The sequence below is a fragment of the Rhodococcus sp. IEGM 1381 genome (assembly GCF_030056795.1).
GTDB lineage: Bacteria > Actinomycetota > Actinomycetes > Mycobacteriales > Mycobacteriaceae > Rhodococcoides.
Genome location: NZ_JASHKQ010000001.1, coordinates 586,502 through 599,366, shown reverse-complemented (window position 1 = coordinate 599,366; position 12,865 = coordinate 586,502). Strand labels below are relative to the sequence as shown.

Genomic DNA, 12,865 nt, shown 5'->3' with positions numbered 1-12,865 from the left:
GTTTACCGCGAGTTCGGCTTGTAATCGAAGACCGGTCGGCCGTCCGAGGTGTACCCAACAGGCTGCTGATTGTTCGACGGAGTGACCGGTGGCGTGGTTGGGGACGAGACCAAAGCGTCCATGCCGACGGCGAGCCAGACCACCGCCACCACCGACAACAGCAAAAGTAATTGAGAGATGATCTGCGCCGCGATCGGCGCTACGTTCGGGCTGTAGATCAACGACGCAAACATCGAGTAGTGAAAAAAGAACCCCATGGCCGCCGTGACAGGAATCAATATCAGTGTAAGCAGCGAGCGTCGACGTGCGAGAATCCATGCCCACGACGACGTCGCCATCAGAATCGTGGCCATTACACCACCGAATAGGAGCGGATCCTCCAGGCCGAGGGTCAAGGCCCCCAGGACCGTAGTGAAGTCGAGGAGGATCATGGCTGCCAGCGCGAGGACTCCGAGCGCCCGACGCACAGCCGACACCGGTTGCAGCACTACGAAAACCGCCAGTGCGAACAATGGAACGGTATCGCCAACGGCAAGCAGGACGTTGGCCTGCGTCACCTCGTCGACAGTGACGGACCCGGTGCTCAGTTCGACGAAGTAGGCAGTCCCGGCGTACTTCAGAGGAAGGGCAATCAGGCACCCCACAGCCAGGACGACAATCGACGCAGTACTCGGCACTCTGGACGGGACAGATTGCGAAAGGGTAGACATTCGTGCCTCCGTTGAACGAAATGGTGCGCCTGTCGACTCGTACCGAGTCCACCACACATCTCCTCAAAACGAAACCTAGTGTTACGTTCTCGTCCCGTGCAGCAACGAACTCGAAGTTATGGACGGAAATCGCCAGATTTTCATCCATAACTTCGAGTTCGGCGGGGGCTACTTCAGGACGATGTTCACCATTCGACCCGGGATCACGATGATCTTGGTCGGGGCCTTGCCGTCGAGCAGGGCCACGATTTTCTCGTCCGCCAGAGCCGTCTTCTCGACGTCGTCCTTCGTCGCATCGGCCGAGACGGTGATGCGGCTGCGCACCTTGCCGTTGACCTGGATGGGATAGTCGACGGTATCGGCGACGAGCCACTTCTTCTCCACGCGCGGGAATGGCCCGTGCGCCAACGACTTTTCGTGACCCAGCTTGCCCCACAGTTCCTCGCAAAGATGCGGAGCCAGGGGAGCGAGCATCAGAATCAGCGGTTCCACCACTCCACGCGGTGCACCGTCCGGGTAGGCCTTGGTGATGTGGTTGGTCAGCTCGATCAACTTGGCACCGGCCGTATTGTCGCGCAGCGCAGCGTAATCCGCGTGCACACCGTCGATCACTCGGTTGAGCACTCGCAACGTGTCCTCGGTGGGCTTGGCATCGGTGACGCGGACCTCGCCGGTCACCTCGTCGAGCACCAGTCGCCACACGCGCTGCAAGAACCGCTGCGCGCCGACGACGTCCTTCGTCGCCCACGGACGCGAGGTGTCCAGCGGGCCCATCGACATCTCGTAGAAACGCAGGGTGTCGGCACCGTACTCGGCGAAGATCTCGTCGGGGGAGACCGAATTCTTCAGTGACTTACCCATTTTCCCGTACTCACGGTTGACGGGCTGGTCCTGGTAGAAGTAGCCGCCGTCGCGCTCGATCACCTCGGCCGCGGGCACGTAGACCCCACGCACGTCGGTGTAGGCGTAGGCCTGAATGTAGCCCTGGTTGTACAGGCGACGGTACGGCTCGCTCGAGCTGACGTGACCCAGATCGAACAACACCTTGTGCCAAAAACGCGAGTACAGCAGGTGCAACACCGCATGCTCGACGCCACCCACGTAGAGATCGACCCCGCCCGGATCGTTGGGTCCGTGGATCTCAGGACGTGGCCCGACCCAGTACTTTTCGTTCTCCGGGTCCGCGAAGGCCTCGGAGTTGGTGGGGTCGATGTAGCGCAGCTGGTACCAGGAACTACCGGCCCACTGCGGCATGACGTTGGTATCACGGGTGTAGGTCTGCAGCCCGTCGCCCAGATCCAGTTCGACGTTGACCCATTTGGACGCCTTGGCCAGTGGCGGGGACGGCTCGGAGCCCGCGTCGTCCGGGTCGAAGGAGACCGGTGCGTAGTTCTCGACCTCCGGAAGTTCGACCGGCAGAGCAGAATCCGGCAGTCCGTGCGGGTTGCCCTCGGCATCCCAGACGATCGGGAACGGCTCGCCCCAGTAGCGCTGACGCGCGAAGAGCCAGTCACGCAGCTTGTACTGAATGGTGCCGCGGCCGGTGCCGTCCGCTTCCAGGCGTGCGATGACGGCGGCCTTGGCCTCGTCGACCGGCAGACCGTCGAGGAAGTCGGAGTTCACCAGCGCGCCGTCACCGACGTACGCTGCCTCGGTGACGTCGCCGCCCGAAATCACCTCTCGCACAGGCAGACCGAAGGCCGTTGCAAATTCCCAGTCACGCGCGTCGTGGCCGGGTACGGCCATGATCGCACCGGTGCCGTAGCCCGTCAGCACGTAGTCGGCGATGAACACCGGCACCTGCTCGCCGTTCACCGGGTTCGTCGCGTAGGCGCCGATGAAGACGCCGGTCTTCTCCTTGTTCTCCTGCCGCTCCAGATCGGACTTGGCGGCGATCGACGCGCGATATGCCGCAACGGCTTCCGCGGGGGTCCCGGCTCCGCCGGTCCACTTGTCGGAGACATCCGCCGGCCACTCGGGAGCGATCAGCCCGTCGACCAGCTTGTGCTCGGGGGCGAGCACCACGTAGGTCGCGCCGAACAGTGTGTCGGGGCGAGTAGTGAACACCTCGACGCCGGAGAAGGAGACCTGCGCACCGCGGGAACGTCCGATCCAGTTGCGCTGCATGGTCTTGACCTTCTCGGGCCAATCCAGGTACTCGAGGTCGTCGACGAGCCGGTCCGAGTACGCCGTGATGCGCATCATCCACTGCCGCAGGTTCTTCCGGAAGACCGGGAAGTTGCCGCGATCGCTGCGGCCGTCGGCGGTGACTTCTTCGTTGGCCAGCACCGTACCCAGGCCAGGGCACCAGTTGACCATCGAGTTGGACTCGTACACCAGACGGAAGCCGTCGATCACCTCACGGCGCTCGCCGATGGTCAGCGACTCCCAGGAGCGGCCGTCGTCCAAAGACCGCTCACCCGAGGCGAATGCCGCCTCCAGTTCCGAGATGGGCCGGGCTTTACCGAGGTCCGCGTCGAACCACGAGTTGAAGATCTGCAGAAAGATCCACTGCGTCCAGTGGTAGAAGTCGACGTCCGTCGTCGCCAGGGACCGTCGACGGTCGTGCCCGAGGCCCAAGCGTCGCAACTGGCGTCGCATGTTGGCGATGTTGTCCTCGGTGGTGCTGCGCGGGTGCGTGCCCGTCTGCACGGCGTACTGCTCGGCGGGCAGGCCGAACGCGTCGTATCCCAGCGCGTGCAGCACATTGCGTCCCTGCATGCGGTGGTAGCGCGCGAAGACGTCGGTGGCGATGTAACCGAGGGGATGGCCGACGTGCAGGCCGCTGCCCGACGGATAGGGGAACATGTCCTGGACGAACAGCTTGTCTTTCGGGACGTCTCCGGCGAGCGTGCCGACCGGGTTGGGCGCGTCGAAGGTGCCCTGGGTCTCCCACAGGTCCTGCCACTGCTCCTCGATGTGCCCGGCGAGCTCCGCGGTATAGCGGTGTTCGGGAACGGACTCGGTGGATGCGTCAACGGAATCGGTCACGTCGACCAGCCTAAAGTGTGACGCGGCCCGCCTGGTACCAGGACCTCGCTGCGCCGTATCCTGGCCAGGTGGTCATCGTCTCGGTTGTGTTGTTCGTGCTCGCCCTCGTCGTCGTCGCTGTCGCTGCCCTGTCGCTGCTGGGTCGGCTCCCGCGTAACCGTTTCGCCGGTGTGCGCACCACCGAGGCCATGCGCGACGACGAGACGTTCGTTCTCGCCAATCGCGTCGCTGGGCCGACCACCGCTGCATCGGCACTGGTGCTGGCCCTCGGAGCAGTGGCCGCTATTGCTCTGAGCGGAGTATCGGCCGTCGTCGCAGTCGTCGTTGCTCTCGTGGCCGCGCTGTTCATCGCTGCGGCCGGCGGATCCATCGGGGCACGCGCCGCAGCGGCCCTCCCCAAGCCCGCCGAGGCGGACGGATGCGGACAGTCGTGCATCTCGTGCAGCCTCAAGGACGCCTGCCAGCCGAGCTGAGCAGATGAAAGCGAGAGCTGCCCGCACGTTCGATCCCGCCGGAGTGGTCTTCGGTGTTCTCGGACCGCTCGTTGTCGCTGCCCTGGTTCTCGTCCTGGCCTACCTGTGGCAGGGCCGACTACCGGACCAGGTCGCCACACACTTCAGCGGCACCGAACCGGACGACCTCGCCGATCCACTCTCCAACGCCTGGACGCTCGCGATCGTGATCGTGCTGGTGGGGGGCGGGTGCAGCGCCGTCGCGTCGCTCGCTCGGGTGTTGCTGATCATGCGCCGAACGATGCTCGTCATCGGACTCACCGTCGTCGGAATGATCGGCGTTCTCCAGATCGCGACCCTGACGCGGGAGCTGGACCTCGCGTCCGGCCAGAGCGTCACCATCCCGGGCTGGGCCATCGCGATGGGCACCGTCATCGGATTCGCCGCCGGGCTGTTCGGTGCGTCCAGGCTGCGCGACCAACGCGAACGGGTCGTCGGCACGTCGGCACCGCACGCCGATCTCCCGCGCTGCAATCCCGAGCTACCCCTGGTGGTCCAGGTCGGTGCGAGCCGCGTCGCCGGGATCACCGTCATCGCGGTGTCGCTCGCCGGAGCCGCGCTGACGTGTTACCTGACCAGCTCGCCATGGCCGATCTTTCTCTTCGTCCCGCTGACAATTCTGACTCTGTCGCTGCTGCGCTTCACCGTGCACATCGACAGCGACGGGCTCTACGTGTCCAGCCTGGGCATGGCGGCATTCGACTACGACATCGACGAGATCACCGGTGCCTCGGTGCGGACCGTCGATCCGGGTAAGGACTTCGGCGGTTGGGGTCTGCGAGCCAAGGGGCGCGGAAACTACGCCGTCGCTACCGAAGCGGGCCCCGCGGCCTTCGTCACCTTCGCCAACGGCGACCGGCTCACCATCGGTTCCGCCCAGGCCGACACGATCGCAGGCACCCTGAACACCTTGACCGCCCGCACTCGTAGTGCAACGGTGGATTGAGTTGGCCGAGTGAAGTTGTTGCGGGATACCGTGCTGGATCCCTTCTTGCTGAGCATCTTCGCCGTGGCGGTACTGGCGAGTCTCTTCCCGGCGACGGGCACGGCCGAGGAGGTGCTGGCCTGGGTCACCCGGATCGCCATTGCGCTGCTGTTTCTCCTCTACGGTGCGAGGTTGTCTCCGCGAGATGCCTGGGACGGCCTCAAGCATTGGCGGCTGCACTCGGTGATCCTGGCGTCGACATATCTGCTGTTCCCCGCGCTGGGGCTGGCCCTACGGATACTCGAGCCCGGATTGATCAGCGACGACCTATACACGGGTGTGCTGTTTCTCTGTCTCGTTCCCTCGACGGTGCAGTCCTCGATTGCCTTCACCTCCATCGCCCGCGGCAACGTCGCCGGTGCCGTGGTGAGTGCGTCGTTCTCCAACATCATCGGCGTCTTCGTCACCCCGCTGCTGGTGATCGCGCTGATGACCACCACCGGATCGGTGAGCATCGATCCGGGCTCGATCCTCGACATCGTGGTCCAGTTGTTGCTGCCGTTCGCCATCGGTCAGTTGATCAGGCCATGGGTGACGAGATGGCTGACCCGGCACAGCGCGCCGACGAAGCTCGTCGACCGAGGCTCGATCCTGTTGGTCGTCTTCGCTGCCTTCAGCGAGTCGATGAACCAGCACGTGTGGTCCTCGGTGGCGGCGTGGCGCATCGGCGTTGTCGTGGCAGTGTGCGTTGTGTTGCTCGCCCTGGTGCTGACGATCACCTGGTACGGAGGCAAGTGGTTGGGCTTCGCCTTCGAAGATCGGGTGGTGCTGCTGTTCTGCGGATCCAAGAAGAGCCTGGCCAGCGGGCTACCGATGGCAGCAGTGCTGTTCGTCGGCCAACCCGTCGGACTGATCGTGCTGCCGCTGTTGATCTTCCACCAGATTCAGCTGATGGTGTGCACCGTGATCGCTCAGCATTTCGCGCGCCGAGCGGAATCGGAACAGGCCCCGGTGGGCAGCGCCGCGGACTAGATTGGGTGTCACTCGAGGCAATGGGGAGAAGACGATGAGCAGGAAACTTCGCACCGACGGTGTCGTCTCGGCGGCATACACCGGCCGGCTCGCCACCAATCCTGTTCCGGCACTCCGACTTCCCGAGGAGCAACTCGATCCCGACGCGGCCTACCGCTTCATCCACGACGAACTGATGCTCGACGGCAGCTCGCGCCTCAATCTGGCGACGTTCGTCACCACCTGGATGGACCCCCAGGCCGAGAAGCTCATGGCGGAGACGTTCGACAAGAACATGATCGACAAGGACGAGTACCCGTCCACCGCTGCCATCGAGGAACGGTGCGTCAACATCGTCGCCGATCTGTTCCATGCTCCCGGACTCGACCGCGAGGACCCGTCGTCGGCCACCGGGGTCTCGACGATCGGATCCAGTGAGGCCGTCATGTTGGCCGGCTTGGCGCTCAAGTGGCGCTGGCGAGCCAAAGGAGCCGGCACCGGCACTCCGAACCTGGTGTTGGGCAGCAATGTTCAGGTGGTGTGGGAGAAATTCTGCCGCTACTTCGACGTGGAGCCCAAGTACCTTCCGGTCGAGCGCGGTCGCTACGTCATCACCCCGGAACAAGTTCGCGACGCGGTGGACGAGAACACCATCGGCGTCGTCGCGATCCTCGGCACCACGTTCACCGGAGAACTCGAACCGGTACAGGAAATCTGCGCTGCACTCGACGAGGTCGCCGACGGCGGTGGGCCGGACGTACCGGTCCATGTGGACGCGGCCAGCGGCGGCTTCGTCGTTCCGTTTCTGTATCCGGAGCTCGAATGGGACTTTCGGTTGCCTCGGGTCAAGTCCATCAATGCCAGTGGACACAAGTACGGATTGACCTACCCGGGAATCGGATTCGCCGTCTGGCGAACCAAGGAAGACCTCCCTGAGGACCTGGTGTTCCGCGTGAATTACCTCGGCGGTGACATGCCCACCTTCACGCTGAACTTCTCCAGGCCGGGCAACCAGGTGATCGGTCAGTACTACAACTTCCTGCGTCTGGGCCGCTCCGGCTACACCGACATCATGAAAGCGTTGCGCGACACCGCCGTTCGCGTCAGCCGACACCTCGACAAACACCCCGACATCGAGGTGATCACCGACGGATCGGCGATTCCCGTGCTGTCGTTCATGTTGAAGGCAGACTGTGGATTCACGGTCTTCGACGTCTCCCACGAGCTGCGCGCCCGCGGCTGGCAGGTACCGGCATACACGATGCCCGACAACGCCACCGATGTTGCGGTACTCAGAGTCGTTGTCCGAGAGGGTTTCAGCGCGGATCTGGGTCGCATGCTGTGCATTGCCATCGATGAAGTGATCGCCGGACTCAAATCAGGGGGACACTCGAGCGCGCAGGCTTTCGCTCACTAGTGCCTACGGCACTAATTTCGGTCGACGTCGATCGGATGGGATGCGAGCAACGCCAACGGCATCGGCTGACGACGCAACACGTGTGCCCACAGATCGACGCGTGGCGGTCCGATCACATCGGATGGCAAGGCAGACAACACTATCCAGTCCTCACGGTCCAGTTCGCCTTCGAGTTGCCCGAATGTCCAGCCCGAGTAGCCGGCGAACACACGCACACCCTCGATCAGTGGGGCGATATCGGCGGGATCGGAATCGAGATCGACCATCACCACTCGGCCGTCGACGCGGCGCAATCCGGGAACGCCGTCGATCGAGACCCCGGTACGCAGCGTCGCCAGGCACAGTGCCGAATCGCGTTTGACCGGACCACCGACGTACAGCGCCTGCGGCTTGGCTGCCAGATCGGCCCAGTCGGGGAGTACGTTCTGCACGGCGGTCTCACTGGGACGATTGATCACGACACCGAGGCTGCCGGCATCGTTGTGTTCGATGATGTAGATGACAGTGCGTCGAAACGTGGGCTCGACGAGCTCGATCGACGACACCAACAGACTGCCGGGCCGGACATCGCGCAACGCCGACGCCGTCTGGTCCTCGGGTTCCTCCGCATGCGTTGCCACGTAGCCATTGTGGCACCGCGCACCGCCGGATGTGGCACAAGCGATGCGGCCAGTCCCTGCTCCTACTCGAGGCCCGCGATCTTCGTCAACAATCCCAACTGATACTCGAACAAGTCGTCCCTGCTGGCGAATGTCGTGGCCCCGTACTGATCGAACACATCGAAGCTGATCGCTCCGAACAGCGACGCCCACACCATCACTCCTCGGGCCATCAGCTCGTCGGGCAGGTCTGTTCCCATCTCCCGGCGGATCTCCTCGAAGCTGCCGTGCAGTGATGCCGGTACCGACACATCGGTCGGGGCGGCGGGCCGGGTGCCCGCCCAGGCAGTGTCGAGAACCTGCACCAGCGCGGTGATCACGCGGGTGCCCGGCCCGGTGGTCTGCTCCGCGGGGGCGTGGTAGCCGGGTACCGGGCTGCCGAACAGCAACGCATACCGTGCCGGCTCTCGCAATCCCCACTGCCGCACCGTCCGGCCGAGTGCCAGGAACTTCTCTCTGGGTCCCTCGGCGGCGTCCACCGCTGCGTCGACGGTGTCCCCGAGCTCGGTGTATGCGTCGACCACCAGCAAGGTCAGCAATTCGTCCCGGCTCGAGACGTATCGGTACACCGCGGAGGACACGACGCCGAGATCCCTCGCGACGGCGCGCAACGACAATGCGGCCGCGCCACCGGCGGCCAGATGATCGCGCCCGATCCGAGTGATGTCGGCCAGGGTCTGCGCGCGGGCTCGGGTGCGGGGAGTGCTCGCCATGGGCTCACTGTAACTGCCGCTCTTCTGTGAGAGCACTGCTCTTGTTTTTCTCGCGTTGGGGGCGCACACTCGTATCAACAGAGAGCACCGCTCTCGTTTCCAGGAAAGAGAGCACATCATGGCCGAGTTACACGTCGTCACCGGAGCCGGGCCCGTCGGCTGGACCGTTGCCGAACAACTTGCTGCGCAGGGCCATTCGGTCCGAATCCTCACGCGCTCCGGTAGCGGGCCCGAGCACCCGATGATCGAGCGACGATCGGTGGACATCGAGTCCGACGACCTACGACCCCACATCGACGGTGCCACCGCTGTCTACCACTGCACGCACGCCGCCTACGACGACACGGTCTGGCGGGACAAGCTCGAAGCGATGGAAAAGCGGGTGCTCGACGCGGCCGCGGGCACGATCGTCGCGTTCCCCGAAAGTCTGTACGCCTACGGCCGAGTCGACGGTCCGATCCGCGAGGACACTCCCCGCGACGCCACCTACCGCAAGTTGGGTGTGCGGACGCAGCTCCTGGCGGCCCGCGAGAAGCACTCGACTCCTACTATCAGCGTCGCTGCCTCGGACTTCTACGGGCCTCGCGTCATGACGTCCCACATGGGCGAGAGGGTGATCGCGCCCATTCTGTCCGGCAAGACCGTCCGCGTCATCGCCTCCGCAGACCTACCCCACTCGTTCACCTACGTACCGGATCTCGCCGCGTCGATGATCACCGCGGCCGCGTCACCGACGACCTGGAACACCGTCCTGCACGCACCTACCGCTCCGGCGGTATCGCAGCGGTCGATGATCGAGATGTTCTCCGCCGCGGCCCACGTGCCCACGCCCAAGGTAGGCACCATTCCGGCCTGGGTGATGCGCACACTGAGCGTCGTGCCAGGGCCGATGAAGGAGCTCGGCGACACCCTCTACCAGTTCCGCTACCCCTACGTCCTCGACTCGAGCCGCAGCGAGACGATGCTGGGACTCGAACCCACCTCGCTCGCCGACGGCACCGCCGCAACGATGGCGTGGTGGAAGGCTGCGGTTCCTGCGGTGGCCAGCGGCAACTAGAGTCTCCTCGGTGAACGACGCCTCCTTCCGTACCCGCCTACGCGAGTCGCCGGGAGTCGGCAAGCTCACCACCGTTCGGTTCGCCGGGCAGTTCGGTGACGGATTGTTCCAGGCGGCACTGAGCGGCGCGATCCTGTTCAATCCCGAGCGCGCGACGAATCCAGCTGAGATCGCGGCCGGATTTGCGGTGCTGCTCGTACCGTATTCACTGGTCGGGCCTTTCGCCGGTGCCCTTCTGGATCGCTGGGACCGTCGGTCGGTTCTGTTGTGGGCGAACATTGTTCGCATCGTGCTGATCGTGGCTACCGCCATCCTGCTGTGCGCCGGGGTCGGCGCGACGCCGTTGTTGCTGTTGGCGCTGGCCACCGTCGGGCTGAGCAGGTTCGTCCTTGCCGGGGCCTCTGCCTCACTGCCCCACGTGGTTCGGCAGTCGTGGTTGGTCCCGATGAACTCGGTATTGGCCACCGTCGGGTCCGGTTTCGCTGCCGCCGGTGCCGGTCTCGCCGTCGCCGTGATCAGCATCGTCGGTGCCGGCGATCTCGGCTCGGGTGTCGCAGTGGGTGTCGCCGCCACCGGGTCGATCGTCGGGGCGATCGCGGCGGCGCGCTTCCGACCACGGTCACTCGGACCGGGCACCGAGATCCGAACCGACAATCCCGTCGAAGATGTTGCTGCCGGACTGAAGTCGGGGGCTCTCGCCGTATGGCAGGCGCCCGGAGTAACGGCCGCGATGATCGGTATCGGCGCACACCGCGTGGTGTTCGGCATCAACACGTTGATCATGGTCTTGGTTCTGCGCGAGGCCACCGCGAGCACCTTGCCCGGAGGGCTCGCGGGCTTCGGGATAGCCGTCGGTGCCACGGCCGTCGGCATGTTCCTCGCCGCCGTCATCACCCCGTTCGTCGTGCCGCGGTTCGGACGGACCCCCACGATCGCCACCGCTCTCGCCCTCGCCATGGCGGCCCAGCTCGGAGCCGTCTCCGGACTGACGCAGAACAGCCTGCTGATCGGAGCCTTCTTTCTCGGGATCGCCGGGCAGACCGTCAAACTCAGCGGTGACGCCGCCATGCAGATCGAGATCGACGATGCCCATCGCGGGCGGGTGTTCGCTCTGCAGGACACGGTCTTCAACATCGCGTTCGTCGGCGCTCTGGCCGCTGCGGCATTCGCCGTCGGGCCCACCACCACCGATCTGAGCCAGGATCCGACAGCACACGCCCTGGTGTTCGTCGGAGCGGGCCTCTACGCCCTCGGATTGGTCGCCGTGGCCGTCGTCAGTAGGCGCACACGGCGCTGACGTGGTGAAACTTCCCGAGCTTCGCTCGACGTAAGTGGAAATTCGTAGTGGGTCACGAACTTCCGCGCACGTGCGCGGGACGCGCCTAGTGCGTAGGCCACCACTCGAGCAGCGCGGCCTCGGCGTCCTCGCGGGGGAGTGGTCCCCGATCGAGTCGAAGTTCCTTCAAGAACTTCCATGCCTTGCCCACGTCGGGACCGGCCGGGATGCCGAGCAACTCCATGATCGCGTTGCCGTCGAGATCGGGGCGTACCCGCGCCAGATCCTCCTGCTCGGCGATTCGGGCGATGCGCTCTTCGAGATCGTCGTACGTCGCCTGCAGCGCGGCTGCTCGCCGCTTGTTCCTGGTGGTCGAATCGGCTCGAACGAGCTTGTGCAACTTGGGGAGTAGCTCACCCGCATCGGTGGCGTAGCGGCGGACGGCGGAGTCGGTCCACTGACCCTTGCCGTAGCCGTGGAATCGCAGGTGCAGGAACACCAGATGCGAGACTTCCTCGATCATCTTCTTGGAATACTTCAAGGCGCGCATACGCTTTCGCACCAACTTGGCACCGACGACCTCGTGGTGATGGAAACTCACTCCACCGCCCGGCTCGTTACGCTTGGTATCGGGCTTGCCGATGTCGTGAAGCAGTGCAGCCCAACGCAATACGAGATCCGGATCGCCGTCCTCGAGATCGATCGCTTGCTTGAGCACCGTCAGTGAGTGCGTGTACACGTCCTTGTGTTGGTGATGCTCGTCGATCTCGAGCTTCATGTTGGGAACCTCGGGGATGATCCGCTGCGCCAACCCCGTCTCGCACATCACGTCGATGCCGTCTATCGGGTGCGCGCCGAGCATCAGCTTGTCCAGCTCCACCTGGATGCGCTCGGCCGTGATCCGGTCGATCTGATCCGCCATGTCCTCGATGGCCCGGTGCACCCGGGGCATCAGCGAGAATCCGAGCTGGGAGACGAACCTCGCGGCACGCAGCATGCGGAGGGGATCGTCGCCGAAGGAGACCTCCGGTGCCGACGGCGTGTCGAGTACGCCCTCGAGCAGCGCATCCATCCCGCCGAGCGGATCGACGAACTCCTGGGCGCCGTCGGCACCCAGGCGAACGGCCATGGCATTGACCGTGAAATCGCGTCGAACGAGGTCCTCTTCGACGCTGCTGCCGTACTGCACCTCGGGATTGCGGGAGACCTGATCGTAGGAATCGGTGCGGTAGGTGGTGATCTCGATCTGCTGGCCGTCCTTGGCCGCACTGATGGTGCCGAACGCGATGCCCGTGTCCCACTGATGGTCCGCCCAGCCCGACAGCATCGCCTGTACGTCCTCGGGCCTGGCGTCGGTGGTGAAATCCAGATCTGTGCCGAGTCGACCGAGAACCGCGTCGCGCACCGTTCCGCCGACGAGATACAGCTCGTGCCCGGCGGCCGCGAACAGAGCGCCGAGCGGAGTCAACACCGGAGCAAGCTCGCGCAGCGTGACCGCCGCTCCGGCCAGCAACCTCTCCCGGCGGGCATGGGTCTGCTCGGCGGAAACGGAAGACAGGGACTGATCGGCCACGGTGGAAGAGCCTACTGGCGC

11 protein-coding genes are annotated in these 12,865 nt (G+C 64.8%); 6 read left to right on the top strand and 5 right to left on the bottom strand.

All coding sequences use genetic code 11. From position 1 onward, the window contains the following. Positions 1-2: 2 nt before the first annotated feature. Both QM797_RS02885 and leuS read right to left on the bottom strand, forming a co-directional pair. Positions 3-710 carry a hypothetical protein gene (locus QM797_RS02885; RefSeq protein WP_283273625.1) on the bottom strand — a complete coding sequence of 236 codons (708 nt, stop codon included), beginning with the start codon at positions 708-710 and terminating at the stop codon, positions 3-5. Positions 711-878: 168 nt separating this feature from the next. Further along, positions 879-3,701, bottom strand: coding sequence for a leucine--tRNA ligase (leuS, locus tag QM797_RS02880; RefSeq protein WP_283273624.1), 2,823 nt, complete (start codon positions 3,699-3,701; stop codon positions 879-881). Positions 3,702-3,769: 68 nt separating this feature from the next. Between leuS and QM797_RS02875 the strand changes: the two genes are divergently transcribed. Genes QM797_RS02875 through gad form a run of 4 tightly spaced genes read left to right on the top strand, consistent with a single transcriptional unit; the run spans position 3,770 to position 7,566 of the window. Then, positions 3,770-4,174 carry an SdpI family protein gene (locus QM797_RS02875; RefSeq protein WP_283275247.1) on the top strand — a complete coding sequence of 135 codons (405 nt, stop codon included), beginning with the start codon at positions 3,770-3,772 and terminating at the stop codon, positions 4,172-4,174. Positions 4,175-4,178: 4 nt separating this feature from the next. Continuing rightward, positions 4,179-5,159, top strand: a complete 981-nt coding sequence (locus QM797_RS02870) for a DUF1648 domain-containing protein (RefSeq protein WP_283273623.1) — start codon at positions 4,179-4,181, stop codon at positions 5,157-5,159. A gap of 9 nt (positions 5,160-5,168) precedes the next feature. Continuing rightward, positions 5,169-6,170, top strand: a complete 1,002-nt coding sequence (locus QM797_RS02865; RefSeq protein ID WP_283273622.1) for a bile acid:sodium symporter family protein — start codon at positions 5,169-5,171, stop codon at positions 6,168-6,170. Between the two features lie 34 nt (positions 6,171-6,204). Continuing rightward, positions 6,205-7,566 (top strand): glutamate decarboxylase, encoded by a 1,362-nt coding sequence (gad, locus tag QM797_RS02860; RefSeq protein ID WP_283273621.1) that lies wholly within the window; start codon positions 6,205-6,207, stop codon positions 7,564-7,566. 11 nt (positions 7,567-7,577) lie between these two features. Here gad and QM797_RS02855 read toward each other — a convergent pair whose 3' ends face one another. Together QM797_RS02855 and QM797_RS02850 are read right to left on the bottom strand one after the other, a co-directional pair. Then, positions 7,578-8,186, bottom strand: coding sequence for a YqgE/AlgH family protein (locus QM797_RS02855; RefSeq protein WP_283273619.1), 609 nt, complete (start codon positions 8,184-8,186; stop codon positions 7,578-7,580). A gap of 62 nt (positions 8,187-8,248) precedes the next feature. Then, the gene (locus QM797_RS02850; protein WP_283273618.1) at positions 8,249-8,938 is read right to left on the bottom strand and encodes a TetR/AcrR family transcriptional regulator; all 690 of its coding nucleotides are present in this window, start codon (positions 8,936-8,938) and stop codon (positions 8,249-8,251) included. 118 nt (positions 8,939-9,056) lie between these two features. Between QM797_RS02850 and QM797_RS02845 the strand changes: the two genes are divergently transcribed. Both QM797_RS02845 and QM797_RS02840 read left to right on the top strand, forming a co-directional pair. Further along, entirely contained in the window at positions 9,057-9,995 is a 939-nt protein-coding gene (locus tag QM797_RS02845) for an NAD-dependent epimerase/dehydratase family protein (RefSeq protein WP_283273616.1), read from the top strand. Between the two features lie 10 nt (positions 9,996-10,005). Then, positions 10,006-11,292 carry an MFS transporter gene (locus QM797_RS02840; RefSeq protein ID WP_283273615.1) on the top strand — a complete coding sequence of 429 codons (1,287 nt, stop codon included), beginning with the start codon at positions 10,006-10,008 and terminating at the stop codon, positions 11,290-11,292. Between the two features lie 85 nt (positions 11,293-11,377). On the opposite strand, the gene QM797_RS02835 is transcribed toward QM797_RS02840, so the two are convergent. After that, the gene (locus QM797_RS02835; RefSeq protein WP_283273614.1) at positions 11,378-12,844 is read right to left on the bottom strand and encodes a CCA tRNA nucleotidyltransferase; all 1,467 of its coding nucleotides are present in this window, start codon (positions 12,842-12,844) and stop codon (positions 11,378-11,380) included. Positions 12,845-12,865: the final 21 nt, after the last annotated feature.

What these genes read in the sequence shown, in the direction of transcription:
- QM797_RS02885 (WP_283273625.1), bottom strand. Translation starts at nt 710, where the DNA reads ATGTCTACCCTTTCGCAATCTGTCCCGTCCAGAGTGCCGAGTACTGCG.
- QM797_RS02870 (WP_283273623.1), top strand. Translation starts at nt 4,179, where the DNA reads ATGAAAGCGAGAGCTGCCCGCACGTTCGATCCCGCCGGAGTGGTCTTC.
- gad (WP_283273621.1), top strand. Translation starts at nt 6,205, where the DNA reads ATGAGCAGGAAACTTCGCACCGACGGTGTCGTCTCGGCGGCATACACC.
- QM797_RS02850 (WP_283273618.1), bottom strand. Translation starts at nt 8,938, where the DNA reads ATGGCGAGCACTCCCCGCACCCGAGCCCGCGCGCAGACCCTGGCCGAC.
- QM797_RS02845 (WP_283273616.1), top strand. Translation starts at nt 9,057, where the DNA reads ATGGCCGAGTTACACGTCGTCACCGGAGCCGGGCCCGTCGGCTGGACC.